Origin of the sequence: Sulfitobacter mediterraneus, assembly GCF_003054325.1 — a bacterium.
GTDB classification, from domain to species: Bacteria; Pseudomonadota; Alphaproteobacteria; order Rhodobacterales; family Rhodobacteraceae; genus Sulfitobacter; species Sulfitobacter mediterraneus.
In genome coordinates this window covers 96,405-121,034 of record NZ_QBKU01000009.1, presented here as the reverse complement: position 1 = coordinate 121,034, position 24,630 = coordinate 96,405, and the positions used below count along the sequence as shown (strand labels likewise).

Sequence of the window (24,630 nt, the reverse complement as noted above, 5' to 3'; positions counted from 1 at the left end):
TTGGGGGCTGGGGCCCAATGACTGCGCGTTTGGGGGCCGCTGGAAAACCTAGGCGAACTCACCCATCTCAAAACCCAGCGCCTTGGCCACGGTAAAGATATCCTTGTCGCCGCGCCCGCACATGTTCATGCAGATGATGTGATCTTTGGGCAATTCCGGTGCGATCTTCATCACATGGGCTAGCGCATGCGATGGCTCCAGCGCAGGGATAATCCCCTCCAACTCACAACACAGCTGGAACGCCTCCAGCGCCTCCACATCCGTGATGGAGACATATTTCGCCCGGCCAATCTCGTGCAGCCACGCATGCTCTGGCCCGATGCCGGGATAATCCAGCCCCGCTGAAATGCTGAAGCCTTCAAGGATCTGGCCATCGTCATCCTGCAACAGATAGGTCCGGTTGCCATGCAGCACGCCGGGGCGTCCGCCGGTCAGCGATGCGCAATGCTCCATCTTGGCGTTCACACCTTTGCCGCCGGCCTCAACTCCGATGATACCCACCTCCTTGTCATCAAGGAACGGGTAAAACAGGCCCATCGCGTTGGACCCACCACCAATGGCGGCGATCACTGTATCGGGGAAACGGCCCTCGGCGGCGGTCATTTGTTCGCGCACTTCCTTGCCGATGATGCTCTGGAAATCGCGCACCATGGCCGGATAGGGGTGCGGCCCTGCCACCGTGCCGATGCAATAAAACGTATCGCGCACATTGGTCACCCAGTCGCGCAGCGCATCGTTCATCGCGTCTTTCAACGTACCGCGCCCCGAGGTCACAGGCACCACTTCGGCGCCCAGCAAACGCATCCGAAACACATTCGGCGCCTGACGTTCCACATCATGGGCGCCCATGTAGACCACACATTTGAGCCCGAACTTGGCACAGACAGTCGCCGTGGCGACCCCATGCTGGCCCGCGCCGGTCTCGGCGATGATCCTTTTCTTGCCCATGCGGCGTGCCAGAATGATCTGGCCCAGCACGTTGTTGATCTTATGCGCGCCTGTATGGTTCAGCTCGTCGCGTTTCATGTAAACCTTGGCACCGCCGAGATGTTCGGTCAGGCGCTCCGCATGATACAATGGGCTGGGCCGGCCCACGTAATGCGTCCAGAGGTCATTCATCTCTGCCCAGAAGCTGTCGTCGGTCTTGGCCTTTTCGTACTGCTGTTCCAGCTCAAGGATCAGCGGCATCAACGTCTCGGATACGAAACGCCCGCCAAAATCACCAAAACGGCCCTTTTCATCGGGGCCGGTCATGAAACTGTTGAAAAGATCGGTGGCCATAACGGCAGCTCCTTCATGAAATCGGGCATGTGGTCTGGCCTGACATAGCGCAGCACAGGCCGGACCGCCACTAGGATCGTATAGGAAATTGTACCCCTGACACGTCAATCAAAGATGCTCAGCAGTTCCTTTTTCAACTTGTCCTCGATCCCGTCTTTGACCGCCTCTTCGATGGACTGGCCGTCCTCGACCTTCACACCCAGTTCTTTTTCGATCTTTTGCTGGACCTTGGCCTCAACCTTGGCTTTGGCTTCTTCCTTTTCTTTCTGGAAGTTCAGGTCCACCGCCGCTTTCAGATCAGGCCGGATTCTGGGATCGGCCCATGGCCCGTAAATCCGCACAGGCACCGCCAGCCCGCGATCCCCGTTCACCCGCAGCGCCTTGGGCGTGACAGTGTAATCCAGTGTTTGTGCGCCCAGATTGATCTCGCCTGCGCCCGCCGCGTTAAAGTTGGGCAGCAGCATCAGCAGATCAGAATTGCGCAGCACCCCGCCCTTGATCGCATAGCTGGCGTTCAGGCTGTCAAACACGGTGGTGCCGCCCTCCACATCAAACGAGCCAAGCAGTGCGTCAAGGTCGATCCCTTCGATGGCCCCGCGCCCCACCTTGAGGCTGCCCTCACCGCTGAGAGAGCGCATGATCGCATCCACGCTTTGCCCCACCCCGAGGAACGAGAGCGAGGCGTTGCCCTGCCCGCGAAACCGGCTCAGATCAGCCAGATCGGCCAACAAAGGCTGCATCTGCACGCCCAGCGCCTGCAATTTGCCGCCCACGGACAGGCCGTTGCGGTTGTTCATCACAAACTCCCCCGCCAGTTTGCCGTCATAGGCGTTGACCTCGCGCAGCTCGAACACCATCCGCGATCTGTCGTTGCGCAGTACCGTGCGCGTGGGGCCAAGGGACAATGCGCCCAGATCAATACTGCTCGCGTTCAGGGCAATGGTGCCGTTGAACGCCGCAAGTCCCGAGGCATCAATCCGGTCTTTGGGCCAACCCGGCCCGGCATTGCTGCCGCCGCCCTCGCCGCCTTCGGTGAGGCTGCGCAGATCCAGCGCCCCGGCGTTCAGTTGCGCATTGATCTGCGGCACACCGTTCAGCGCCACATCGACCCCGCCTCGCAGGGTGTTGCCGCCCAGATCCGCCACCAGATCCCGCAGTGCCAAACGCCTATCGGGTGTCAGCGTCAGATCGGCGGTGACATTCAGGCTTTGCCCCAGCCCCTTGGGCAGTTCCACAGCGCCTGCCCCCAGTTGCGCCAGAAACGTTGCCGTGTTCCCGGCCTGAAGCGCAAATCCACCCGCAACCGCCCCTTCCAGAGATCCGCGTCCCTGAAGGCTCAACTCGCCCCCCTTGGCCGTGATCTTGGCCCGCAAAGGCTGCACCGTGCCGGTCAGGAATGATCCGAAATTTTCAATGCGGGCGCCGATGTTAACCTTGTCGCGGGCGGGGCGCAGGGCCGCCGCAATATCCGCCGCACCATTGGCATCCGGCCAATCCAGCGCCAGATCAACCCCTTGATAAGACACCAGATCCGACCCTTCCGCGTCAAAAATCAACGTGGCATCGGTGATCTTGAGCTTTTGAATGGTCACCGCCTTGGCTGGCCGCGCGGGCGAGGTTTCAGTCTCGATCTGTGCTGCGCCTGTGGCATCGGTGAATTCCCAGCTGGCCCGCCCATCCTTGCGGCTTTCCAACCGGATCGTCGGGCTTTGTGCCTCGATGTTTGTGATCCGGATCTCGCCGCGCAGCAGGGCCGAGGCATCCACCCCGATGGCCGCGTTCGTGGTGCTGAGCATCGCGCCGTCCTTGGCCCAGCTGGCATTGCCAACCTCAAGCCCACCCGCTGTCACGCCCAGCACCGGCCAGAAGGTCATGGAAACATCGCCGCTGATCGTCACATCGCGCCCCGTCACCTTGCGCAGCTGGTCCCCTGCGATCTGCGCGATCTTGTCCGCAGGCAGCATCAAAACCCCCACGACGACCAGCACAGCCACCAAAACCACCAGCCCCAAAATCCGCATGATCCATTTCATTGCCGCTCTCCTGTTTTGCGGGGGCTTTCACCGCCCCTTTGCTTGCCTTATAGCCCATTGGATGAGCACAAACCCACCCAATCTGCGCCCTGATCTGGCCCCCAAAGCCAAAATCAGCGATCCTTCCCGCCCCGGCCAGCCGACCATCGGTATGGTCTCTCTTGGTTGTCCCAAGGCATTGGTGGACAGTGAACGCATCCTGACGCGCCTGCGCGCCGAAGGCTATGGGGTATCCCCCGATTATGCCGGGGCCGATGCGGTGATCGTGAACACATGTGGATTTCTTGACAGCGCCAAGGCCGAAAGCCTTGATGCCATTGGCGAGGCATTGACCGAAAACGGCAAGGTGATTGTCACCGGATGCCTTGGGGCGGAACCCGATTACATCCGCGAACATCACCCGCGCATTCTGGCGGTGACCGGTCCGCATCAATACGAACAGGTGCTGGATGCCGTGCATGGCGCCGTGCCGCCCAGCCCGGATCCTTTTGTGGATCTGCTGCCCGCACAGCAAGTCTCGCTGACCCCGCGCCATTACAGCTATCTCAAGATTTCCGAGGGCTGCAATCACAAGTGCAAGTTCTGCATCATCCCCGACATGCGCGGGCGGCTGCAATCGCGTCCCGCCCACGCGGTGATCCGCGAGGCAGAGCGGCTGGTGGATAATGGCGTCAAAGAACTGCTGGTGATTTCGCAAGACACCTCGGCTTACGGCGTGGACATCAAACATGCCGAGGATCGCGGCCACCGCGCCCATATCACCGATCTGGCGCGTGATCTTGGGGCGCTTGGTGCCGGGCGCGATCTTTGGGTGCGACTGCATTATGTTTACCCCTACCCGCATGTGCGCCAACTGATCCCGCTGATGGCCGAGGGGCTGATCCTGCCCTATCTCGACATCCCGTTCCAACATGCGCATCCCGATGTTCTCAAACGCATGGCGCGGCCTGCGGCGGCGTCCCGAACGCTGGATGAAATCGCTGCTTGGCGCGATGTTTGCCCTGATATAACCCTGCGGTCCACGTTTATTGTCGGCTATCCGGGTGAGACCGAGGCAGAGTTCCAGACCCTGCTGGATTGGATGGACGAGGCGCAGCTCGACCGGGTCGGCTGTTTTCAATATGAAAACGTCGAAGGCGCGCGATCAAACGCCCTGCCTGACCATGTGGCGCCCGAGGTCAAACAGGACCGTTGGGACCGTTTCATGGCCAAGGCGCAGGCAATTTCCGAAGCCAAGTTGGAGGCCAACGTGGGTCAGACCCTGCAGGTGATCGTGGATGAGGTGGACGAAGAGGCCGCAACCTGCCGCACCAAGGCGGACGCACCGGAGATCGACGGGAACCTGTTCATTGACGAAGGGTTTGCGGATCTGAAGGTTGGTGATCTGGTCACGGTCGAGGTGGAAGAGGCCGGCGAATATGATCTTTGGGGGCGGGTGGTTTAGGCCCTTTTGCCCAGCAACTCTCCCTTTGCACGGAATCAAGGCGTAGCCGCCGTGCAGCGCCAGACCGCCCCACCGGTCTGGCGCTTTTGCGACCGGGTGCGCCCTCTCGATACCAAGCCCTAATCATCCAACATAAATTGCCAAACTGTTAGGCCAGATGCGCCACCCCGCGGTCTGCCGCAGCACTGCGCGTGTTGTGTTTCGAGGGTGGTCAAACTACCGTTGTTCTCCTCCCCCTTGAAAATGTTCCCTATATGTTCTACATCTTAACCAATCGTTAAGAGAGGTGCATATCATGTCCTTCCAACCCTCATTTCCCGGTCTGTTTTCCCCCGCACGCGGGGCCGCGCCGGTCGAGGCCGAACCGCACACATCCGCCGCGCAGCCCGCGACGGAGAAACAGATCGCCTATGCCCGCGTGCTGTCCGCCAAATCCGGCGCGGCGCTGCCTGATGGGATCACGGCCGACCGGGCGGCGCTGTCCAAGTGGATCGACGCGCACAAAGCGCCCGCACCGCAGGGCCGGTTCAGCAATTATCCTTCTTCCAAACAGGTGGCCTTTGCCGAACGCATTGCGCGGCTCAAACGCAACCCGGTGCCGCCCGAGTGTTTTCGCGACAAAACCATGATGTCGCGCTGGATCGACAGCAATAAACCGCGCTGAGCCTTTGCCACAGGGCCGCCGCGCCCTATCTGGACCGTTATGAGCAGCGACACCAAAGTTTTGTACAACGGCCAATGCCCGGTTTGCAGCCGCGAGATGGATCATTACGCCAAGGCCAGCACCAAGGCCGCGATCCCGATCCGGTATGATGACCTGAACGATCCGGCCAAGCTGGCTGATTGGGGCATAGACGGTGATCAGGCCGCCCGGCGGCTGCATCTGCGCAAAAACGGACAGACGTTTTTGGGCATTCCGGCCTTTATCGCGTTGTGGCAGGAGATCCCGCGCTATCGCTGGCTTGCACGGCTGGTCGCGCTGCCGGGAATCAATCGGCTGGCGGTCCTGAGCTATGACCACCTGCTGGCGCCGCTGATCTATCGTTGGCACCTCTGGCGGCAAAAACGCGCCTAAACTTCGGCTTTCCCCAGGGTCATGCATGGCGTGTTTACAAACCGCTGCTAGGCTTGGCCTATGGCTTATCCTTACTCCAAAGCGGAAACCCTGGCCGATGGCGCGGTACATGTGGCGGGTCTGTTGCTGGCGGTGCCAGCCTCGGTGATCCTGTTGATCCAAGCGGCACAAAGCGGCACAGCGCTGGCCTCGACGGGGCTGTATGCCGGCTGCATGATTTTTGCGTTTATGGCATCGGCGATTTACCACCTGACCCCGTATGACGGGCTGCGTCCGGTGCTGAATAGGATCGACCACGCCGCAATTTACTTTAAGATTGCAGGAACTTACACGCCATTGGTGATGGTGATCGGATCGGGGTTTGCCTATGGTATCCTTGGCATCGTCTGGGCGCTGGCAGCCCTTGGCGCGGTGGCCAAACTGTGGTTCTGGGGCACAGACGGGCGCGGGTCATTGGCGCTTTATCTGCTGATGGGCTGGCTGTCGGTTCTGCTGATCTGGCCGATGTGGATGACACTGCCGGGCGGCGCATTGGCGCTGATCGTGGCGGGCGGGCTGACCTATTCAGTTGGCACCTTTGTCTATGTCCACAAGGGAATGCGATTCCAAAATGCGATCTGGCATGGGTTTGTACTGGTCGCCTCGGCCTGTTTCTTTGCCGCGATTTTGCTAAGCCTTTGGGCTCACGCGCCGTCGATATAGGCGCTTACACAGGTCTGCACATGGCGAAACCGGTCGCCGCCCAGATGTTTGCCGCCGTACCAGCGGGTCACAACAATCACGTGATCGGTCAGGCCTTCGCGTTCCAGCATCCGCAAGATCACCATGCCTGCGCCCGATTCCCCGTCATCGCCCTTGAGCGGCGTGCCGTCTGCGAACAGAACCCCCCAAGTGTTATGCGTCGCCTTGGCATAGGCTTTGTCCCGCTTGAGCGATTTCAGCAGGGCGTCTACCTCGGCCCGGTTCTTGGCAGGCCCGCCGGACACCGCATATTTCGATCCGCGATCGCTTAGGATCACGCCCAGTTTCTTGTGCATATCGGTGTCTCTCAGCGCCGGGTCAAACGCTCTAACGCGGTGCCGTTTTGCCAAGTGCCATGCAGATTGCCGTTGGCCATCACCACATAAATCACGGGATGCGCCTGCCCCCAGTTGATCACCACAATCTGTCCATCCCGCACGCCGCTGCCTGCGTAGGTCTGACTGCCCACAGTCCAAGTGACCTGCACCGATCCGTTTTGTTCGTTCACAACTGCCACACCGGAATAGGCCGACCCATCAGGGTTGCGCCCTTCAGCAGTGAAAACACCAGAGATTCCAATAGTTTGCGCCGCTGCAGGAGCAGCCAGGCAAGCCGCCATAGCTCCGGCGATCCAAGCCCTGCGGGTGAAAATGCTGCGGCTCATCGGTCTCTCCTGCGGTTGGTTTGTCCCCGCAGTTTAGGTCACATCAGCCGCCAAAGCCACCACCACCGACTGATCAAAGCCCCGCAGCGGTTTGGCGCACGATCTTGATCCGCGCAGCGTTGGGCGGGTGGGTGCCAAGGAATTTGTCACCCGGATCGGGAATACGGGTAAAGAACTCCGCTCCCCGTATCGGGTTATAGCCTGCCTTGGCGGTGATGATGGTGCCCAGCGCATCTGCCTCCAGTTCAAAATCCTTGGAATAGGTCCGCGCGCCGACCTGCGCACCCAACTTTTGCGCCGACCGAACCGCATTTGCGTCGCCGCCGGTCAGCGTGGCCAATCCGGCAAAAATCACCGCACCGGCCACCGCGTTTTGCTGCTGGCGTTCAATATGGCCCGCAATGTGATGCGCGGTCTCATGACCTAGGACAAAGGCCAGTTCATCGGCGTTGCGAGCATCACGGATGAGCGGCAGAGTAAAGACCACCACAGGGCGGCCCTTTTTGTCCAATGTCTGATATGCATTCGACGGTTGGTTCGGACGATCGTCAATAATGATGTTGAAATCGCAATTCACACCAGAGGTCCGCACCCGGCATTCACGCTCTGCCACCGGCTCAACGGTCTGAACCACCCGCGCAAAACTCCGTGCGGCCTGTGATTGCGTCAATGTCGGCGCGGAGGGTTTGGCCTGCACCGCACCGCCTTGCGCTTCGGTCTGTACGGGCACCACTTCGCAGGCTGCCAGCACCGCCACGGCGGCAATCGCACACATCGTCTTTTTGATCATTTGCCAACGTCCTTTGGGCAACATCTGCTGTGCAGTAATCTAGCACGCCCCGCACAGAGAGCCACCCCGATCACCACCACGTGACACAGCGCTTGCAATGCTCCGCCGAAACCATCAGGTTTGCCCCATGTTTACCATTGAACACGAATTCGACGCCACGGTGATCACCCTTGTGGACGAAGGCAGCGCCCCCCTCCGAGAAGATGTGACAGTGCAGGCATTTGCAGGCGAGATCACCTTTGAACAATGGGATCCGCGCACCGACCGCGTGTCCAAAATCACCCTTTCTCCAGATCAGCTGCGCGATTTGACGGCGGCGCTGAATCTGCCCGAGGGCATCTATCGCAGCGCACCATAAGAACAGGACCAACCAAGATGGCCACCGGAACCAACATCAAAACCTATTACGACGGCCGCTGGCATGACGGCGACAAGACCGTGATCAATGCCGCCGATCACGGCGCATGGCTGGGCACCACCGTGTTTGACGGCGCACGCCTGTTTGACGGGCTGTCCCCCGATCTTGAGGCGCATTGCGCCCGGATCAATCGGTCCGCCAAGGCGCTGATGATTACGCCAACCGTTGAAACCGACGACATGATCGAGATGGTCCGCGAGGGCTTGAAAAGCTATGGCCGCGACAGCGCCGTCTACATCCGCCCGATGTATTGGGCGCTGGCGGGGGACGATCTAGGCATCGTGCCGCGCGAAGGGGCAACCGGTTTTGCCATCAGCCTCGAAGAGATCCCGATGGCCCCGCCCGAGGCCGCAACAACCCTGACCCGCACCCGTTTCCGCCGTCCGGTGCTTGAGGACAATGTTGTGAACGCCAAGGCCGGCTGTCTCTATCCCAACAACGCCCGCATGATGGTCGAGGCCCGTTCCAAAGGGTTCGGCAATGCTTTGGTGGCCGATGCGGCCGGCAATGTCGCCGAAAGTGCCTCTGCCAATGCGTTTATGGTCAAGGACGGCGAAGTGTTCACACCGATCCCCAATGGCACCTTCCTGGCGGGCATTACTCGTGCGCGGCACATCAAGAACATGCAGGCCGATGGCATCAAGGTGCATGAAACCGTCCTGTCCTTTGACGATTTCCATGATGCGGACGAGGTATTCCTGTCCGGCAACATGATGAAAGTCACCCCGGTCAAAGCCTTTGACGACACCGCTTACGAGGTGGGCGCAAACGCCAATCCCGTGACCCGCCGGGTACGCGAAATGTATTGGGACTGGGCCGCCTCCGAACGGTAAACGGCCTGTCCAGGCCCCCAATTCCGATCACACCAGCCGCAGATAGCGATTGCCCTGCGCCTGAACTGAGGTCATGATCCGCCCTCAAGGGAGACCAGAAAATGCGCAAGTTCCTTGTTGTCTTGGACGACAGTACAGAATGCCTCAATGCCATGCGTTTTGCCGCGCTCAGGGCTGCTCACACGGGCGGCGGGGTTGAGGTTCTGGCGGTGATACCGCCGGAAGAGTTCAACCATTGGATCGGCGTTGGTGACATCATGCGCGAAGAGGCCCGTGAGCGGATTGAGGTCCATTTTGAGGTTTTCGCCAAATGGATGCGCGACAAACAAGGTGTCGATCCAGAATTGGTGATCCGCGAAGGTCAACCCGTCGATGAGATCATTCAACAGATTGCCGATGATCCTGAAATTGGCGTGCTGGTTCTGGGTGCCAGCTCAGACAAGAAAAAAGGGCCCGGCCCATTGGTCACGCAAATGTCCCGCTCTGCCGGCACTTTGCCGGTGCCGATCACCATTGTGCCCGGCGATCTGAGCAAGGAACGGCTTGAGGCGATCACCTGATTGCAGCGTTTAGAATCGTTCCAAATCTTGACACTTCGCCCCTCAAGGCGCATATCAAAGCCAAGCCATCTGAGGACACAGCGATGTTTATTCAAACCGAATCCACCCCGAACCCGGCCACGTTGAAATTCCTGCCCGGTCAATCCGTTCTGGAAATGGGCACGGCGGATTTCCCAACCCCTGATACGGCGGGTTCGTCCCCGTTGGCCACGCGGCTGTTTGCGGTGGATGGCGTGACAGGCGTGTTCTTTGGTACTGATTTTGTCACCGTGACCAAGGCCGACAGCATCGAATGGGACCACATCAAACCTGCCCTTCTGGGCGCGATCATGGAACATTTCCAGTCCGGCCAGCCGGTCATGGGCGAGGGTCACGAGGCCAGCTCTGGCCATGCCGCGCATGACGGCGAAGATGGCGAGATTGTCGGCCAGATCAAAGAACTGCTGGACAGTCGTGTGCGCCCTGCCGTGGCACAGGATGGCGGCGACATCACATTCCACGGCTTTGACCGCGGCGTGGTTTACCTGCACATGCAAGGCGCCTGCGCGGGTTGCCCTTCCTCGACATTGACCCTGAAAATGGGCATCGAAAACCTGCTGCGCCATTATATTCCAGAAGTGACCGAGGTGCGCCCGGTTGCCTGATCGCCCACTTATTCTGGCGTTTGACACATCGGCCGCGCATTGCGCGGCCGCTTTGCTGTCCGATGGCCAGATCCTTCAAAGCGCAGTCGAAGAGATGTCCAAAGGACAGGCCGAACGCCTGCTTGGCCTTTGTGAAGAGCTATTGCAGGCCAGCGGCAAAAGCTTTCAGGATCTTGATGCCATCGGTGTCGGTGTCGGCCCCGGCAATTTCACCGGCATTCGCATTTCGGTGTCCGCCGCCCGCGGTTTGGCATTGGGTCTTGGCGTGCCTTCGGTGGGGGTGTCCAACTTTGACGCGCTGGCGTTTGGGCAGGACGGACCTTGCGCTTGTGCGGTAGATGCCCGGCGCGGTCAGGTTTTTGTGCAAGGCATCGCAAATCCGTCTTTGGCCGAACCTGCCTTGTATGAAACAGACGCCTTGCCCCCCTTCGATGGGCCGTTGATCGGCGTTGGGGGCCAGCCGCCGGTCCTGCCCGTTGCCGAGGCGATCGCCCATATCACCGCGCAGCGTTACACCGCTGCGACTGACCGCCCTGCCCCTCTCTATCTGCGCCCTGCGGATGCGGCCCCCGCGCGTGATGCCCCTCCGGCCATTTTGCCGTGACACCGGCGCGGATGGCACAATTGCACCGCGCCGCTTTCCTGCGTGAGCGTCCATGGTCGGCTGAGGAATTCTCCGAACTGGCCCAAAACCGCTTTGTTCACTGCTTTGACCACGCGTCCGGCTTTGCGCTCACTCGTACGCTGGCCGGTGAAAGCGAGCTGCTGACGCTTGCCGTTGATCCCGGCCATCAGGGCAAGGGAATCGGCCAGAAACTGCTGCAAAACTGGCTTGAAACCCTGCCCACTGACACCGAAACCGCCTTTCTTGAGGTCGCATCCGACAATCAACCTGCGATAAATCTTTACCAGAAGTTCAAATTTATCGAGGCCGGACGCCGCGCCGCCTATTACAGCCGGAGCAATGGTACAAAGGCCGATGCCATTGTGATGCGCCGTGCCGTGACCCTTGGTCATGGCGGTGTTTCACACGGTAAAATGCCAGAAAGCGGTTGACCCTCCCCCCCGCATACCGCCTAAATTGGCTCTGATCTATTGATCTTGGGCAATCGGCCAACATAGGCCGCGCCCCAACAGTATAAACCTGGGAGACAAATATGACCCTTATGACCAAATTTATGGGTGCTGCCGCCGCATTGGCGCTGAGTGCCGGCGCCGCATTGGCCGAACCTGCGCTGATCTTCGATCTGGGCGGCAAGTTCGACAAGTCCTTCAACGAAGCCGCCTTTAACGGCGCACAGCGTTGGGCCGAAGAAACCGGCGGCACCTTCCGCGAGATTGAATTGCAGTCCGAAGCCCAGCGTGAGCAGGCCCTGCGCCGCTTTGCCGAGGCCGGTGCAAACCCGATCATCACCACTGGTTTTGCTTTCGCGACACCTGTTGATGCGGTTGCGGGCGACTATCCCGACACCAAATTTGTGAACATCGATGGCTGGCTGCCAGAGATCCCTGCCAACGTGCAGATGATCAGCTTCCAGGAACACGAAGGCTCTTATCTGGTGGGCATGCTGGCCGCTCAGGCGTCCAAGTCCGGCACCATCGGCTTTATCGGCGGTATGGACATCCCGCTGATCCGTCACTTCGGTTGCGGCTATGCTCAGGGCGCCAAAGCGGTGAACCCTGACATCAAGATCGTGGCCAACATGACCGGCACGACACCTTCTGCATGGAATGACCCGGTCAAAGGCTCCGAGCTGACCAAAGCGCAGATCAGCCAGGGCGCTGATGTTGTTTATGCGGCCGCGGGCGGCACGGGTGTTGGCGTTCTGCAAACCGCAGCGGACGAAGACATCCTGTCCATCGGTGTGGACAGCAACCAAAACCACCTGCATCCGGGCAAGGTTCTGACGTCTATGCTCAAGCGTGTGGACGTGGCCGTGTATAACGCCATGAAAAACGGCGCTGACGGTGTGACCGGTTCCATGGTTCTGGGTCTGGCCGAAGAGGGCGTGGGCTACGCAATGGATGACAACAACGCACCTCTGGTTAGCGACGCGATGAAAGCCTCCGTTGAAGACGCGCGTCAGAAGATCATCGACGGTGAGCTGGAAGTTGTGGCCTACTACGCCAACGACAGCTGCCCAGCGCTGGACTTCTAAAGTCCGTTTCAAGACAATACGACATGGGCCGCGCTGAGAAATCGGCGCGGCCCTCTCAACTCCGGGGGGACATATGGCCAATCAGGCACCAGCGATTGAGCTGAAAGGCATATCCAAGGCCTTTGGGCCGGTTCAGGCCAACAAAGACATTTCGATCCGGGTGATGCCCGGCACCATTCACGGTATCATCGGCGAAAACGGCGCGGGCAAATCCACGCTGATGTCGATCCTCTATGGCTTTTACAAGGCCGACGCCGGCGAGATCTTTATCGGCGGCAAAAAGGCCAATATCACCGACAGTCAGGCCGCCATTGCATCCGGCATCGGTATGGTTTTCCAGCATTTCAAGCTGGTCGAGAATTTCACCGTGCTTGAGAATATCATCCTCGGCGCCGAAGACGGCGGGCTGCTCAAGCCCTCGCTAGCCAAGGCGCGGCGCACCTTGATCGAACTGGCCAATGACTATGGGCTGAATGTGGAACCCGATGCGCTGGTCCAGGACATTGGCGTTGGGATGCAACAGCGGGTCGAGATCCTCAAGGCGCTATACCGGCAGGCCGATATCCTGATCCTTGATGAACCCACCGGGGTTCTGACCCCTGCCGAAGCGGACCAGCTGTTCCGCATTCTGGGGCGGCTGCGGTCCGAAGGCAAAACCATCATCCTGATCACCCACAAACTGCGCGAGATCATGGAAACCACCGACACCGTGTCGGTGATGCGGCGCGGCGAGATGACCGCGACCGTTAAAACCTCCGAAACCTCGCCTGCCGAACTGGCAGAGCTGATGGTGGGGCGTAAAGTATTGCTGCGGGTCGATAAAAAGCCCGCCACACCCGGTGACGTGGTGCTGGATGTCAAAAACCTCAAAGTGAAAGACGAAAAAGGCGTCGAACGCTTGCGCGGCATTGATTTGCGGGTCCGCGCGGGCGAGATCGTAGGGATTGCAGGCGTTGCAGGCAATGGTCAGTCAGAATTGCTTGAGGTGCTGGGCGGCTATCAGGACGGCACCGGCGAATTGCTCCTGAACGGTCAGCCGCTTGATCTGTCAGGCCGGCATTCGGACGGCCAGTCGCGCCGTGCGCGGGGCGTGGCCCATGTACCCGAAGACCGCCAGCGTGAAGGCCTGATCATGAATTTCCACGCTTGGGAAAACACCGCCTTTGGCTATCACCACGATGCGTCTTACCAAAAGAACGCCATGTTGATGGACAACGCCGCGATCAAGGCGGACACCGCCGAAAAGATGGAACGCTTTGATGTGCGCCCGCCCGACCCCAATCTGGCAGCCAAGAACTTCTCCGGCGGCAATCAGCAGAAAATCGTGCTGGCCCGCGAGATTGAGCGGAACCCCGATCTGTTGTTGATTGGCCAGCCGACACGCGGCGTCGATATCGGCGCGATTGAATTTATCCACCAACAAATCGTCGCGCTGCGTGATCAGGGCAAGGCGATCTTGCTGGTCTCGGTTGAACTCGAAGAGATCCTCGCGCTCAGTGACCGGATTGCGGTGATGTTTGACGGACAAGTGATGGGCGAGCGGATGCCGGATCAGACCGACGAGAAAGAACTGGGCCTGCTGATGGCGGGGATCACCGACACCGCCAACGCCCATTCTGTTGATGAGATCGAAGAAAACCTCGCCCATGCGGGCGGCGACGCAGGCAAGGAGGTCTGACATGGATGTGATGCCAAAATGGGCCGAAGTGATCCTCGTGCCGTTCATTTCCCTGCTGCTTGCGGCGTTTATTTCCGGATTGGTCGTCTTTGCCATCGCGGATGTCCCCGACACCGCCATCACCATGATGGACCGCATCGGCGCCCGGCTTGATTTTGTCTGGGGCGCGGCCAAGCTGATGGTCAATGGGGCGCTCGGCTCAACCTACGGCTGGGGCTATACGCTTTATTACGCGACGAACTTTATGTTCACCGGGCTGGCTGTGGCCATCGCTTTTCACGCGCGTCTGTTCAACATCGGCGGCGAAGGTCAGGCGATGCTGGGCGGTCTGGGCGTGGCGATTGCCTGTCTCTATATCCCTTGGCCGCATTGGTCTGTGGCGTTGATTGGCGCGGCGGCGATGGCGGGCCTGTTTGGCGCGGTCTGGGCCGCAATCCCGGCCTGGCTTCAGGTCAAACGCGGCAGCCATATCGTGATCACCACGATCATGTTCAACTTTATCGCCGCCTCATTGCTGAACTATCTGCTGGTCAATCTGATGCGCCCCAAGGGCAGCATGGATCCCGCCACCGCACATTTCCGCGAGGCCACCAACCTGCCGACGCTGCATGATCTGCTGGCGCCCTTTGGCATCGCCTTTTCCAAATCGGCTCCGGCCAATGTCTCGCTTCTGGTGGCGATTGCGGCCTGTTTTGCGCTGTGGCTCCTGATCTGGCGCACCCGTCTGGGGTTCGAGATCCGCAGCTATGGCGAATCCGAAAGCGGTGCCAAATACGCAGGCATCTCGCCCTTCAAGATCACCATGATCGCAATGATCATCTCGGGCGCTTTGGCCGGGATGATGGCGATCAACAACGTCATGGGCGAGGCCGAAAGGCTGGTGCTGAACGCCACCGAAGGGGCCGGTTTCATCGGCATCGCCGTGGCGCTGATGGGGCGGTCGCATCCGCTAGGGGTGTTCATCGCCGCGATTCTCTTTGGCTTTCTCTATCAGGGCGGGGCCGAACTGGCGCTTTGGACCTCGATCCCGCGTGAATTGATCGTGGTTATTCAGGCGCTGGTGATCCTGTTCACCGGGGCGCTGGACAACATGGTGCGGATGCCGCTGGAACGGATGTTCCTGGCCCTGCGCCGGAACAAAGCGGCGGGGGCGAACTGATGGATTATATGACGCTCATCCAGCTGCTCGACAGCTCTGTCCGTCTGGCCACGCCTTTGCTGCTGGCCTGTCTTGCGGGCCTTTTCAGCGAACGCGCGGGTATTTTTGACATCGGCCTTGAGGGCAAGATGCTGGCCGCCGCGTTCTTTTCCGCTGCGCTGGCTTCTGTCACCGGCTCCGTCTGGCTTGGCCTGCTAGCAGGCATTGGTGCATCGCTGATGCTCAGCGCGCTACACGGGGTCGCCTCTATCACGTTCCGCGGCAATCAGTTGATTTCTGGTGTGGCGATCAATTTCCTTGCCGCTGGCATGACCGTGCTGATTGCACAGGATTGGTTCAAGCAAGGCGGGCGCACGCCCTCACTGACGGGGGATGCCCGGTTTGAGGGGATCACCCTGCCCGGCGCAGATGCCATGGCGAATGTGCCGATCATCGGGCCGCTCTATTCGGAACTGATCTCGGGCCATTCCATACTGGTCTACATGGCATTGGCCGCTGTGCCGCTGACGTGGTGGCTGCTGTATCGGACCCGCTTTGGCTTGCGTCTGCGGGCGGTGGGGGAAAACCCCGCGGCGGTGGACACGGCTGGCGTTTCGGTGATCGGGCTGCGTTATGCGGCGGTGGCGATCTGCGGCATCCTGTGCGGCATTGCGGGCGCATACCTCAGCACGGCCTTGCAGGCAGGCTTTGTCAAGGACATGTCTGCCGGGCGCGGGTTTATCGCGCTGGCGGCGTTGATCTTTGCCAAGTGGCGGCCATGGTATGCGCTTTGGGCAACACTGCTGTTTGGTCTGTTTGGCGCGCTGGAGACCCGCCCCGACGTGATCGAAAGCGTGATCGGCATGAAGGTCCAAGGCCAGCTTTTGGGCGCCCTGCCTTATCTGATGACGGTGATCATTCTGGCCGGTTTTGTCGGCAAGGCGATTCCCCCCCGCGCCGGCGGTGAACCCTACGTCAAGGAACGCTAAGTTTCGGCCCCCCGGAAGGGGGGTCAGACAGCCCAAATCAGCGGCAGATAAGTCCAGTTTATCAAGGGTGATGAGCCCATTTCGCCGCATGGCAGCAGGCATGGTTGATTTCCCGCGTTAACTTGCGCTAAGGGATGCCATGCAAATCTACCTTCCCATCGCCGAAGTTTCGGTCAATGCCTTCCTTCTGTTGGGGCTCGGCGGTCTTGTGGGCGTTCTGTCTGGCATGTTTGGCGTGGGCGGCGGCTTTTTGATGACGCCGCTGTTGTTCTTTATCGGCATCCCGCCCGCCGTGGCTGTGGCCACCGAGGCGAACCAGATTGTGGCGTCCTCCTTCTCCGGCGTTCTTGCCCATTTCAAGCGAAGGACCGTGGATCTCAGGATGGGCACGGTGCTGCTTATCGGGGGTCTGATCGGTGCGGCACTGGGTGTGATGGTGTTCAACTACCTCAAGGCGCAGGGTCAGGTCGATCTGCTGGTCAAGCTTTGCTATGTGGTCTTTCTGGGCGTCATCGGCGGGCTGATGTTCTTTGAATCGCTCAAGGCGATCCGCAACACCAAACGCGGCAAGCCGCCCGCTCGCAAGAAACACAACTGGATTCACGGCCTGCCATTCAAGATGCGCTTTCGCGTGTCTGGCCTCTATATTTCGGTGATCCCGCCGGTGATTGTGGGGATCGCCGTGGGCATTCTGGCCGCGATCATGGGCGTTGGCGGCGGCTTTATCATGGTGCCTGCGATGATCTATCTGCTGGGCATGCCGACCAAAGTGGTTGTGGGCACATCCCTGTTCCAGATCATTTTTGTGACTGCGTTCACCACCATGTTGCACGCCACAACCAACTACACCGTGGACATCGTCTTGGCGGTTCTGCTGTTGGTCGGCGGTGTGATCGGCGCACAAATCGGCACCCGTATTGGCGTCAAGATGAAGGCCGAACAGCTGCGCATCCTGCTGGCGCTGATGGTGCTGGCGGTCTGCGGCAAGCTGGCGCTGGATCTGCTTTTGCAGCCAAGTGAGGTCTTCTCGCTTGGCGCGGCAGGTGGCCACTGATGCGGGCGCTTTTGCCCCTCTTGCTGGCGGCGCTGCTGCTGGCGCTTCCGGCACGAGCCAACGAGGAAATCGTGCTGGGCCTCAGCCAGGCTGAGGTGTCCATCACCACCAATTTCAACGGCTCCGAAATCCTGGTCTATGGCGCGGTCAAACGTGATCAGCCCATCCCCGACGGTCCAGAGCTGCAAGTGGTGATGACAGTGTCCGGCCCGTCAGAGCCGGTGATCGTGCGCCGCAAGGAAAAGCGGTTTGGCATCTGGGTGAACACCGAAGCCGTCGAGGTGGACCGCGCCCCGAGTTACTACGCCGTGGTGACAAGTGCGCCGATGGCTGACGTTCTGAAACGGACAGAAGACCTGCGCCACAAGGTGTCGATCCCCCGCGCGATCCGCTCTGTGGGTGCGCCAATGGAGATCGCAGATGCCGCGAGCTTTACCCAGGCATTGATCCGCATTCGCAAAGCTGCCGAACAATATCAGGTGATCGAAGGCGGCGTGACCGTGGACGAACAGACCCTGTTCCGCGCCGCCGTGCGCCTGCCCGCAGCCCTGACCGAAGGGGCCTATGACACCCGGATTTTCTTGACCCGCAGCGGCAATGTGGTTGCGCAATACGAGACCATTATCGACGTGCGCAAGGTCGGGCTAGAACGCTGGCTGTTTACCCTGTCGCGGGAAAACGCGTTTCTCTATGGCTTGATGTCACTGGCCATTGCCATCGCCGCAGGCTGGGGCGCTTCCGCGATCTTCTCGGTGTTCCGCCGGTAGTTCAAAGACCATCGGCGGCTGCGCCTGGGTGCGGGCCTAGGCTGCCCCCTACCCGCGTCCGATATAGGGCATCTTGGTCGCCATCACTGTCAGGAATTGCACATTCGCCTCCAGCGGCAGCTGCGCCATATGCAGCACCGATTTTGCGGCATGATCCACATCCATGGTTTGCATCTCCGGCTGCTTTTCCTTCAACGTCGCCACCAGCTCGCTTTCGGCATTGCCTATGTCGATCTGCCCGCAGGCGATGTTCAATTCCCGGCCATCCAACGAAAGCGACCGCGTCAATCCGGTAATCGCGTGTTTGGTTGTGGTGTAACACACCGATCCGGGGCGCGGCACATGGGCCGACAGCGATCCGTTGTTGATGATCCGCCCGCCACCCTGCGCCCGCATCCGCGCAAAGGCCAGACGCGCGGCGATGAACATGCCGTTCAGGTTCACACCCATGACCTGCGCCCAGTCCTCCAAGGCAACCTCATCAATCGGGCCAGCGGGGCCAAACATACCGGCATTGTTGAACAACACATCCAGTTCGCCAAAGCGGTCAAAGGCCGCCTGCATCGCATCGGCATCCGTCACATCCGCTGGCAAGGCCACTGCGTTTTTATGCGCCGCCGCCATCTCATCCAAAACCTCGGCCCGCCGCGCGATCAAACCCACACGCCAGCCTTCGCGCAAGAAAAGCTCTGCCGTGGCGCGGCCAATGCCGGAGCTGGCACCGGTGATGATAATCGACGTCATGCAAAATCCTCCGTTGTGGGATCAAGGGTCAGGGGCGCAACCGGTGTCGCGCGCAGATCATCCACCACCAGCGGTCCGGTGGGTTTCGACAACCGGTTGCGCACCACCCAGATCAGACGTTCCTGCGCACGGGTGATCGCCACATAGGCCAGACGCTTCCATAGGGGCTGTCCTGCCTCCATCCGGCCCATCCGCGCAGCCGCGTATAGATCGGGCGCAAAGACCTGCACCGTTTCCCACTGGCTGCCCTGCGCCTTGTGAATGGTCACCGCCGCCCCATGCAGGAACGTGGCCCCCATACGGGCGGCAAAGGGGATAAACGGCTCTTCCTCATCGGGTTTTTCGATCTTGACGATGGAGGCCGCCGACACCTGCGGATCTTCGGCGCCCATCACATGCAGTCGGCTGAACCCCGGCTTGCGCCCCTCGCCCAGAAACACAACCTGCGCCCCTTTGATCAATCCACGGGCCTCAAGATCGAGCCGTTTCTTGCGATGCTTCAGCGGCAGCTCGATGCCGTCACAGATCAAGGGCTCTCCGGCCAGAAGCGCATCTTCGGGCGCTCCATGGACGGCGCGAAAGGCATTGATCAGTCGGATACGCGTGGCGTTGCGCCAAACCAGCACAGGTGAACGCGCCATCAAATCCACCTCAACCCGCTGGCCCCAGACCACGCGTTCATCCTTTTGAGAGGCCGCTTCGATCATCCGTTCAAAATCCTCGAACCCCAGATCGGGATCTGCCAAAGCATGGGCCAGATCAAGGATCGGGTTGTCCGCCTCTTGCCGGTGAATGCGGTTGAGGGTCAGAACCCGCTTTTCAGGGAGTTTTTCAAACACCATGGTGCCGGATTGATTGACGGGCGCAAGCTGCGCCGGATCGCCAAACAACAGCAGCGTCGGAAAGATCTCTTTGAGGTCTTCGAATTGTTTGTCATCCAACATCGAGGATTCATCGACAAATCCGATGTCCAACGGCTCTTCCCGGCGTTTCCAACCGGTGATGAAATCCGATCCGCGCAAACCCGCGGCCGCCAAAGCGCCCGGAATGGATTTGTTGCCTGCATAGAACGCCGCCGCACGGTCGAGCGCCAGATCGGTCAGGCCCTCAATCTCCGGTCGCTCGCCGCTGCCCGCCAGCCACTCGGCGATTTTTTCATATTCGGGGTCATAGACAGGGGTATAGAGAATGCGGTGGATCGTGGTGGCTGGCACCCCGCGCAGCCGCAGCACCGACGCGGCCTTGTTGGTTGGCGCAAGGATCGCCAAAGTGCGTTTGTCCTTGCGTTTACGCGACTCGTAATCGCCCGATACGACCTCAACGCCGGCCTGCTCCAACGCCTTGTAAAGCTCTGCCAGCAATAGAGTTTTCCCCGATCCGGCCTTGCCGGTCACGGCCATCACCTGATCGGCGCCGCCAGAGGGGGGCATCAACAGGCTGTCGTCCAGATCAATCCCCGCATGGCGCAGCATTTCGGTGACGCTATCATAAGCGGCGGCTTGATCATCGGAATAGGTCACGGGGGTCAATGTCATGCCGCGACACTAGATCTTTTCGGATCGAACTTGAATCGGATTCTCGCCCCAGATCGGTCAGGCGACGATCAATCCCCGGCTCAGCGCTCGCGCCACCGCATGGGTGGTGTTCTGGGCGTTCAGCTTGCTGCGAGCGCTTTCGATATAGACGCGCAACGTATGCTCGGAAATGTCCAGATCTTTGGCGACCTCGGCCCGGCTGAGCCCCCGCGCCAGCAAGGTCATCGCGCCCAATTCCCGCGGAGACAACGCCTTGGTCGGCTGTTCGTCCACGTTCGCAACCACCTCAAGCGCTTTTTGGTTAAAAAAGTGCGACAGCAGGATAAAACTGTTCTGATGTTTGCGTGTAAAGGCGGCCCATTCCGCGTCCTCGCAAGAGTGATTGACGGAAAACAGCGCAAACTGCCCCTTTGGTCCATGCACCGGGACAGAGTACCCCTGCGATCCAACACCATGAACTGCGGCTTCGACCCGGAATTTGCGGGCCGCTTTGGGGGTCCAATCAAGATCACCCCAATTGAAGGGCTGAAAGCGAGAGCTGCCGCCGATCAACACCGGATCAATGCGCATATATTGTTCCTGCGCATAGCGGGCCTTCCATTCCATCGAATAGGTGGCATAGCCATAAAGCCCGTCACCGGGCCCAAAACAATAGTATGAAACATGATCAATCTGCAGCATATCGCGCAATTCGATACAGGCGTCTTTGAGATCCTCAATTGTGTCAGCGCAGGCCAGTGCCTTGAGGACGGGATTTAATTTCTTTGTCGTTATCATGACCTAAAATAAGTCGTCTTTCTTGCAATGCTGATATCTCGGCCACGGCAACCACTGCGCTGTTGTCCAACTGGGCCGCCAACTTGGGCAGGTCGCTGGACATTGCAAAGGTTTTCAGGTCAGCCAGAACATCTAAAATCCAATCTGTTTGCATCTTTACACGCTCCCCTCAAAAATTAATAGCGAGTTAACACAACCCAAAAGCGAGACACGCCGAGCTTACGCAGCGTCAACTTGTGGTCTCACCGTGATGTGATCGCTCAAAATCCAAAGTATTGATCCTGAATACAAAAATGGCCCGCGAATCGTCATTTGATCCACAGGCCATTCTTTTCAATTTATCGCTAACCGGAGGTTAACGTGCGTCGAGCGCGTCTTCCAACGTGCGCAGGCCGGTTGTCGGTGCCTGTACCAGCACGGACATGTTGCCCGGCTTATGCTCGTTGCGCATCATCTTCATGTGCGCCTCGGGCAGATCGGCCCATGTGAACACTTCGGACATACATGGATCAAGGCGACGCTCCAGCATCAACTTATTGGCTGATGCAGCCTGCTTGAGATGGGCAAAGTGGCTGCCCTGCAAACGCTTCTGGTGCATCCACATATAGCGGACATCAAAAGTCAGGTTGAAACCTGTTGTGCCCGCACAGATGACAACCATGCCGCCCTTTTTCACCACGAACGTGGACACGGGGAAAGTTGCCTCGCCGGGGTGTTCAAACACCATATCGACGTTCACACCTTTGCCGGTGATATCCCAGATTGCCTTGCCAAACTTGCGGGTCTCGGCAAACCAGGTGGCATATTCATCGCTGCCAACCTCAGGCAACTGGCCCCAGCAATTAAAATCTTTGCGGTTCAAGACACCCTTGGCACCCAGATCCATCACAAAGTCGCGCTTGCTTTCGTCAGAGATCACCCCGATCGCGTTGGCACCCGCCGTATTGATCAACTGGATCGCATAAGAGCCAAGACCGCCAGATGCCCCCCAGACCAATACGTTCTGGCCCGGCTTCAGGTCATGCGGCTCATGCCCAAACAGCATCCGGTAGGCAGTGGCCAGCGTCAGCGTGTAACAGGCGCTTTCTTCCCAAGTCAGGTGCTTGGGGCGCGGCATAAGCTGCTGTGCCTGAACGCGGGTGAACTGGCTGAACGACCCGTCCGGTGTCTCATAACCCCAGATACGCTGGCTTGGCGAATACATCGGATCGCCGCCGTTGCATTCCTCATCATCACCATCATCCTGGTTGCAGTGGATCACCACCTCATCGCCAACTTTCCAACGCTTGACCTTGTCACCCACGGCCCAAACGATGCCCGAAGCATCGGAGCCCGCAATGTGGTAGGGCTGCTTGTGGCCATCAAAGGGGCTGATCGGCACGCCGCGTGCGGCCCAGACACCGTTGTAGTTGATGCCTGCGGCCATCACCAAAACCAACACGTCATGGCTATCAAGCTGTGGCACATCAACAACTTCTTGCAACATGGCGCTGTCCGGATCGCCGTGGCGTTCGCGGCGGATGGCCCATGCGTACATCTGTTTCGGGACATGGCCCATCGGGGGCATTTCGCCCATTTCATAGAGATCTTTTTCCGGTGCGTCGTACTGCGCGATGGATGTATCGAGTGCCATGATGGGCCTCCTGTCGGCTGGTCTATGCGTTGCGTTTCTTGCGTTTTGCCGCGATGCAGAATCAAATCGCTTGCCCATGGAATATTGGCGGGCGCGAAACAATGCAACCTCTCAACGGCACTTTTTGAAACTTTATGACCCAGCGGGTGCAGAAATTTCCTGTGCAAGCGCAGCATTCTCGGGCAAAAAATGCGCAATGGAGTTGGCGTAGAACTGCAAAACCGGCGCTTGCCCCTCTGCCATGTGCCATTTCCCATCCCGCATTTCGATAATTTGCCGCGCCACCAGCCCGGCAATCGCGCGGCCCAGCTCAAAATCAATCGCATCGGCTTTGATCACCCGGTTGGCCTGCGGCACCATTTCAAGCAATGCACCAACCCGCGCTTTCAGCGCATCAGGGCTATAGCCATCGGTCTGTTCCAGCAGGGCATAGGCCACCACCGGCACCGACAGCACCGGCATGGTCTGCGAAATCCGGCCCATCAGATCTTCGGAGATCTGCTCAATACTTGCGTCCGGCCCCGCCTCCCGCAGCGACATCGGCGCACCAAAGGCAACCGCCGCCATGCCAAATCGGGTTTCCTGCCGGGTCAACCGCTGCCACAGCTTGCGCAACACAAACCGCAACACCACGGTGATCCGCGCCCCGAAGCGCCGGTCGCCCCGTTGGTCAGCGGCAATCAGAACCGTGTCTTCCAGCACCCGATCATAGTTGATGGCCACCGGCACCAGCACCACGTCCCGCTCGCCCTCAGGGTCAAACCCGTCCGCGACATAGGACAGCAACCCCATCCGCGGCGGCTGCAACTTGCCGTTCAAGCTCAGCCCGCCTTCGGGATACATCGCCTGATTGACGCCCCCCGCCGTGGCCATCTGCACATATCGTGCCAGAACCTTGCGATAGAGCGCCCCGCGCGATTTGCGGCGGATGAAATAGGCCCCCATGGATTTTATCAACCGGCTGAGCGGCCAAACCCGCGCCCATTCCCCCACCGCATAGGCCAGCGCCGAATCCCGAGCCGCCAGATAGGTCACCAACACGTAGTCCATGTTGGACCGGTGGTTCATTACATAAACAATTGTCGCTTCCTTGGGGATCGCATCGAAGATCCGGTCATTGCTGTCGGCGGTTTTGATCCGGTACACCGCGTTGGCCAACAACCGCGCCACCCGGATGCCAAAGCTGAAATAAGCAAAGGCCGAAAAGCTCGGCACGATTTCGCGGGCATAGTCGCGGGCCTTTTGAAAGGCCACGTTTTCCGGCACTCCATGTTCGCGGGCATAGACCACTATCTCATGCGTCACTTCGGGATCATAAATCAGCCGCTGGATCATGTCATAGCGCCGCGCCAGCTTGAACGGCTCAATCGGGCGCTTGAGCCGTGTGTTGAGCCGCGCCACCGCCCGCTCCAGCCGCCGCCGAAAGAACCAGCGCACGGACGGCAAAAGAAAATGGCTCAGCGCCGTCATCGCCGCAAACAGCAAAATCAGGATAAAAAGCCAAAGTGGCAGCTGCACCGTCTGGGTCATGCCTGCACCCTCGCAGTGCCCGCGCTCAAGAACAATATCTATCTGCACGCGGGGCCGCCCTTTGCGGCCAAAACACAGGCCAACCCACAGGCCCTTTTGCATCTTTGGCAGGCAGAGTTGAAAAAAGATGCTGCACCGGCACA

Annotated in this window: 27 protein-coding genes; 16 read left to right on the top strand and 11 right to left on the bottom strand. The window is 59.5% G+C overall.

Annotated elements, in window-relative coordinates; all coding sequences use genetic code 11:
* Window positions 1-48 precede the first annotated feature (48 nt).
* Together trpB and C8N31_RS14960 are read right to left on the bottom strand one after the other, a co-directional pair.
* Window positions 49-1,281, bottom strand: a complete 1,233-nt coding sequence (gene trpB, locus C8N31_RS14965) for a tryptophan synthase subunit beta (protein WP_025046556.1) — start codon at window positions 1,279-1,281, stop codon at window positions 49-51.
* A gap of 104 nt (window positions 1,282-1,385) precedes the next feature.
* Window positions 1,386-3,314: an AsmA family protein gene (locus C8N31_RS14960; RefSeq protein WP_025046557.1), complete on the bottom strand. Its 1,929-nt coding sequence runs from the start codon at window positions 3,312-3,314 to the stop codon at window positions 1,386-1,388.
* A gap of 61 nt (window positions 3,315-3,375) precedes the next feature.
* On the opposite strand from C8N31_RS14960, the gene rimO reads away from it, so the two are divergent.
* The 4 genes from rimO (at window position 3,376) to trhA (ending at window position 6,535) form a co-directional block, all read left to right on the top strand.
* Entirely contained in the window at window positions 3,376-4,758 is a 1,383-nt protein-coding gene (gene rimO / locus C8N31_RS14955; protein WP_025046558.1) for a 30S ribosomal protein S12 methylthiotransferase RimO, read from the top strand.
* A gap of 295 nt (window positions 4,759-5,053) precedes the next feature.
* A complete protein-coding gene (locus C8N31_RS14950; protein WP_037917547.1) occupies window positions 5,054-5,422 on the top strand; it encodes a hypothetical protein in 369 nt (122 codons plus the stop codon).
* A 39-nt stretch (window positions 5,423-5,461) separates the two neighbouring features.
* Window positions 5,462-5,833: a thiol-disulfide oxidoreductase DCC family protein gene (locus C8N31_RS14945; protein ID WP_025046560.1), complete on the top strand. Its 372-nt coding sequence runs from the start codon at window positions 5,462-5,464 to the stop codon at window positions 5,831-5,833.
* 60 nt (window positions 5,834-5,893) lie between these two features.
* The gene (gene trhA / locus C8N31_RS14940) at window positions 5,894-6,535 is read left to right on the top strand and encodes a PAQR family membrane homeostasis protein TrhA (RefSeq protein WP_025046561.1); all 642 of its coding nucleotides are present in this window, start codon (window positions 5,894-5,896) and stop codon (window positions 6,533-6,535) included.
* On the opposite strand, the gene C8N31_RS14935 is transcribed toward trhA, so the two are convergent.
* The 3 genes from C8N31_RS14935 to C8N31_RS14925 form a co-directional block, all read right to left on the bottom strand.
* Window positions 6,517-6,870 carry a YigZ family protein gene (locus tag C8N31_RS14935; protein ID WP_025046562.1) on the bottom strand — a complete coding sequence of 118 codons (354 nt, stop codon included), beginning with the start codon at window positions 6,868-6,870 and terminating at the stop codon, window positions 6,517-6,519. The two genes, trhA and C8N31_RS14935, sit on opposite strands and share 19 nt — an antisense overlap.
* Window positions 6,871-6,881: 11 nt before the next feature.
* Window positions 6,882-7,238 carry an LIC10280 family protein gene (gene lfb1 / locus C8N31_RS14930; RefSeq protein WP_025046563.1) on the bottom strand — a complete coding sequence of 119 codons (357 nt, stop codon included), beginning with the start codon at window positions 7,236-7,238 and terminating at the stop codon, window positions 6,882-6,884.
* 73 nt (window positions 7,239-7,311) lie between these two features.
* The gene (locus C8N31_RS14925) at window positions 7,312-8,028 is read right to left on the bottom strand and encodes a M48 family metallopeptidase (protein WP_025046564.1); all 717 of its coding nucleotides are present in this window, start codon (window positions 8,026-8,028) and stop codon (window positions 7,312-7,314) included.
* Window positions 8,029-8,155: 127 nt separating this feature from the next.
* Between C8N31_RS14925 and C8N31_RS14920 the strand changes: the two genes are divergently transcribed.
* The 12 genes from C8N31_RS14920 to C8N31_RS14865 all read left to right on the top strand — a co-directional run bounded on the left by C8N31_RS14920 (window position 8,156) and on the right by C8N31_RS14865 (window position 18,268).
* Complete coding sequence (locus C8N31_RS14920; protein ID WP_025046565.1) at window positions 8,156-8,386, top strand: hypothetical protein; 231 nt, start codon at window positions 8,156-8,158, stop codon at window positions 8,384-8,386.
* A 17-nt stretch (window positions 8,387-8,403) separates the two neighbouring features.
* Entirely contained in the window at window positions 8,404-9,279 is an 876-nt protein-coding gene (locus C8N31_RS14915) for a branched-chain amino acid aminotransferase (protein ID WP_025046566.1), read from the top strand.
* A gap of 101 nt (window positions 9,280-9,380) precedes the next feature.
* Window positions 9,381-9,839, top strand: a complete 459-nt coding sequence (locus C8N31_RS14910) for a universal stress protein (protein WP_025046567.1) — start codon at window positions 9,381-9,383, stop codon at window positions 9,837-9,839.
* A gap of 83 nt (window positions 9,840-9,922) precedes the next feature.
* Window positions 9,923-10,483, top strand: coding sequence for a NifU family protein (locus tag C8N31_RS14905; protein WP_025046568.1), 561 nt, complete (start codon window positions 9,923-9,925; stop codon window positions 10,481-10,483).
* A complete protein-coding gene (tsaB, locus tag C8N31_RS14900; protein ID WP_025046569.1) occupies window positions 10,476-11,087 on the top strand; it encodes a tRNA (adenosine(37)-N6)-threonylcarbamoyltransferase complex dimerization subunit type 1 TsaB in 612 nt (203 codons plus the stop codon). Before C8N31_RS14905 ends, tsaB begins: the two co-directional genes overlap by 8 nt.
* Window positions 11,088-11,098: 11 nt before the next feature.
* Window positions 11,099-11,539, top strand: coding sequence for a GNAT family N-acetyltransferase (locus C8N31_RS14895; protein ID WP_231476673.1), 441 nt, complete (start codon window positions 11,099-11,101; stop codon window positions 11,537-11,539).
* 101 nt (window positions 11,540-11,640) lie between these two features.
* Entirely contained in the window at window positions 11,641-12,642 is a 1,002-nt protein-coding gene (locus C8N31_RS14890) for a BMP family lipoprotein (RefSeq protein ID WP_025046571.1), read from the top strand.
* Between the two features lie 73 nt (window positions 12,643-12,715).
* Window positions 12,716-14,320, top strand: a complete 1,605-nt coding sequence (locus C8N31_RS14885) for an ABC transporter ATP-binding protein (RefSeq protein ID WP_025046572.1) — start codon at window positions 12,716-12,718, stop codon at window positions 14,318-14,320.
* Between the two features lies 1 nt (window position 14,321).
* Window positions 14,322-15,479, top strand: a complete 1,158-nt coding sequence (locus C8N31_RS14880; RefSeq protein ID WP_025046573.1) for an ABC transporter permease — start codon at window positions 14,322-14,324, stop codon at window positions 15,477-15,479.
* Window positions 15,479-16,447 (top strand): ABC transporter permease, encoded by a 969-nt coding sequence (locus tag C8N31_RS14875; protein WP_025046574.1) that lies wholly within the window; start codon window positions 15,479-15,481, stop codon window positions 16,445-16,447. The genes C8N31_RS14880 and C8N31_RS14875 overlap by 1 nt, the downstream gene beginning before the upstream one ends.
* A gap of 139 nt (window positions 16,448-16,586) precedes the next feature.
* A complete protein-coding gene (locus C8N31_RS14870; protein WP_025046575.1) occupies window positions 16,587-17,501 on the top strand; it encodes a sulfite exporter TauE/SafE family protein in 915 nt (304 codons plus the stop codon).
* The gene (locus C8N31_RS14865) at window positions 17,501-18,268 is read left to right on the top strand and encodes a TIGR02186 family protein (protein WP_025046576.1); all 768 of its coding nucleotides are present in this window, start codon (window positions 17,501-17,503) and stop codon (window positions 18,266-18,268) included. The genes C8N31_RS14870 and C8N31_RS14865 overlap by 1 nt, the downstream gene beginning before the upstream one ends.
* 48 nt (window positions 18,269-18,316) lie before the next feature.
* Here C8N31_RS14865 and C8N31_RS14860 read toward each other — a convergent pair whose 3' ends face one another.
* From C8N31_RS14860 to C8N31_RS14835, 6 genes are all read right to left on the bottom strand, one after another.
* Window positions 18,317-19,012 carry an SDR family oxidoreductase gene (locus C8N31_RS14860; protein WP_025046577.1) on the bottom strand — a complete coding sequence of 232 codons (696 nt, stop codon included), beginning with the start codon at window positions 19,010-19,012 and terminating at the stop codon, window positions 18,317-18,319.
* Window positions 19,009-20,547 carry an ATP-dependent DNA helicase gene (locus tag C8N31_RS14855; RefSeq protein WP_025046578.1) on the bottom strand — a complete coding sequence of 513 codons (1,539 nt, stop codon included), beginning with the start codon at window positions 20,545-20,547 and terminating at the stop codon, window positions 19,009-19,011. Before C8N31_RS14855 ends, C8N31_RS14860 begins: the two co-directional genes overlap by 4 nt.
* Window positions 20,548-20,604: 57 nt before the next feature.
* Window positions 20,605-21,324 (bottom strand): helix-turn-helix transcriptional regulator, encoded by a 720-nt coding sequence (locus C8N31_RS14850; protein WP_025046579.1) that lies wholly within the window; start codon window positions 21,322-21,324, stop codon window positions 20,605-20,607.
* Window positions 21,272-21,478, bottom strand: coding sequence for a hypothetical protein (locus C8N31_RS14845; protein WP_025046580.1), 207 nt, complete (start codon window positions 21,476-21,478; stop codon window positions 21,272-21,274). Before C8N31_RS14845 ends, C8N31_RS14850 begins: the two co-directional genes overlap by 53 nt.
* A gap of 201 nt (window positions 21,479-21,679) precedes the next feature.
* Complete coding sequence (ccrA, locus tag C8N31_RS14840; RefSeq protein ID WP_025046581.1) at window positions 21,680-22,957, bottom strand: crotonyl-CoA carboxylase/reductase; 1,278 nt, start codon at window positions 22,955-22,957, stop codon at window positions 21,680-21,682.
* Window positions 22,958-23,089: 132 nt separating this feature from the next.
* Window positions 23,090-24,487, bottom strand: a complete 1,398-nt coding sequence (locus tag C8N31_RS14835; RefSeq protein WP_025046582.1) for a 1-acyl-sn-glycerol-3-phosphate acyltransferase — start codon at window positions 24,485-24,487, stop codon at window positions 23,090-23,092.
* Window positions 24,488-24,630 lie beyond the last annotated feature (143 nt).

What these genes read in the sequence shown, in the direction of transcription:
- trpB (WP_025046556.1), bottom strand. Translation starts at nt 1,281, where the DNA reads ATGGCCACCGATCTTTTCAACAGTTTCATGACCGGCCCCGATGAAAAG.
- C8N31_RS14960 (WP_025046557.1), bottom strand. Translation starts at nt 3,314, where the DNA reads ATGAAATGGATCATGCGGATTTTGGGGCTGGTGGTTTTGGTGGCTGTG.
- rimO (WP_025046558.1), top strand. Translation starts at nt 3,376, where the DNA reads ATGAGCACAAACCCACCCAATCTGCGCCCTGATCTGGCCCCCAAAGCC.
- C8N31_RS14950 (WP_037917547.1), top strand. Translation starts at nt 5,054, where the DNA reads ATGTCCTTCCAACCCTCATTTCCCGGTCTGTTTTCCCCCGCACGCGGG.
- C8N31_RS14945 (WP_025046560.1), top strand. Translation starts at nt 5,462, where the DNA reads ATGAGCAGCGACACCAAAGTTTTGTACAACGGCCAATGCCCGGTTTGC.
- trhA (WP_025046561.1), top strand. Translation starts at nt 5,894, where the DNA reads ATGGCTTATCCTTACTCCAAAGCGGAAACCCTGGCCGATGGCGCGGTA.
- C8N31_RS14935 (WP_025046562.1), bottom strand. Translation starts at nt 6,870, where the DNA reads ATGCACAAGAAACTGGGCGTGATCCTAAGCGATCGCGGATCGAAATAT.
- lfb1 (WP_025046563.1), bottom strand. Translation starts at nt 7,238, where the DNA reads ATGAGCCGCAGCATTTTCACCCGCAGGGCTTGGATCGCCGGAGCTATG.
- C8N31_RS14925 (WP_025046564.1), bottom strand. Translation starts at nt 8,028, where the DNA reads ATGATCAAAAAGACGATGTGTGCGATTGCCGCCGTGGCGGTGCTGGCA.
- C8N31_RS14920 (WP_025046565.1), top strand. Translation starts at nt 8,156, where the DNA reads ATGTTTACCATTGAACACGAATTCGACGCCACGGTGATCACCCTTGTG.
- C8N31_RS14915 (WP_025046566.1), top strand. Translation starts at nt 8,404, where the DNA reads ATGGCCACCGGAACCAACATCAAAACCTATTACGACGGCCGCTGGCAT.
- C8N31_RS14910 (WP_025046567.1), top strand. Translation starts at nt 9,381, where the DNA reads ATGCGCAAGTTCCTTGTTGTCTTGGACGACAGTACAGAATGCCTCAAT.
- C8N31_RS14905 (WP_025046568.1), top strand. Translation starts at nt 9,923, where the DNA reads ATGTTTATTCAAACCGAATCCACCCCGAACCCGGCCACGTTGAAATTC.
- C8N31_RS14895 (WP_231476673.1), top strand. Translation starts at nt 11,099, where the DNA reads ATGGCACAATTGCACCGCGCCGCTTTCCTGCGTGAGCGTCCATGGTCG.
- C8N31_RS14890 (WP_025046571.1), top strand. Translation starts at nt 11,641, where the DNA reads ATGACCCTTATGACCAAATTTATGGGTGCTGCCGCCGCATTGGCGCTG.
- C8N31_RS14885 (WP_025046572.1), top strand. Translation starts at nt 12,716, where the DNA reads ATGGCCAATCAGGCACCAGCGATTGAGCTGAAAGGCATATCCAAGGCC.
- C8N31_RS14880 (WP_025046573.1), top strand. Translation starts at nt 14,322, where the DNA reads ATGGATGTGATGCCAAAATGGGCCGAAGTGATCCTCGTGCCGTTCATT.
- C8N31_RS14875 (WP_025046574.1), top strand. Translation starts at nt 15,479, where the DNA reads ATGGATTATATGACGCTCATCCAGCTGCTCGACAGCTCTGTCCGTCTG.
- C8N31_RS14870 (WP_025046575.1), top strand. Translation starts at nt 16,587, where the DNA reads ATGCAAATCTACCTTCCCATCGCCGAAGTTTCGGTCAATGCCTTCCTT.
- C8N31_RS14865 (WP_025046576.1), top strand. Translation starts at nt 17,501, where the DNA reads ATGCGGGCGCTTTTGCCCCTCTTGCTGGCGGCGCTGCTGCTGGCGCTT.
- C8N31_RS14860 (WP_025046577.1), bottom strand. Translation starts at nt 19,012, where the DNA reads ATGACGTCGATTATCATCACCGGTGCCAGCTCCGGCATTGGCCGCGCC.
- C8N31_RS14855 (WP_025046578.1), bottom strand. Translation starts at nt 20,547, where the DNA reads ATGACATTGACCCCCGTGACCTATTCCGATGATCAAGCCGCCGCTTAT.
- C8N31_RS14850 (WP_025046579.1), bottom strand. Translation starts at nt 21,324, where the DNA reads ATGATAACGACAAAGAAATTAAATCCCGTCCTCAAGGCACTGGCCTGC.
- C8N31_RS14845 (WP_025046580.1), bottom strand. Translation starts at nt 21,478, where the DNA reads ATGCAAACAGATTGGATTTTAGATGTTCTGGCTGACCTGAAAACCTTT.
- ccrA (WP_025046581.1), bottom strand. Translation starts at nt 22,957, where the DNA reads ATGGCACTCGATACATCCATCGCGCAGTACGACGCACCGGAAAAAGAT.
- C8N31_RS14835 (WP_025046582.1), bottom strand. Translation starts at nt 24,487, where the DNA reads ATGACCCAGACGGTGCAGCTGCCACTTTGGCTTTTTATCCTGATTTTG.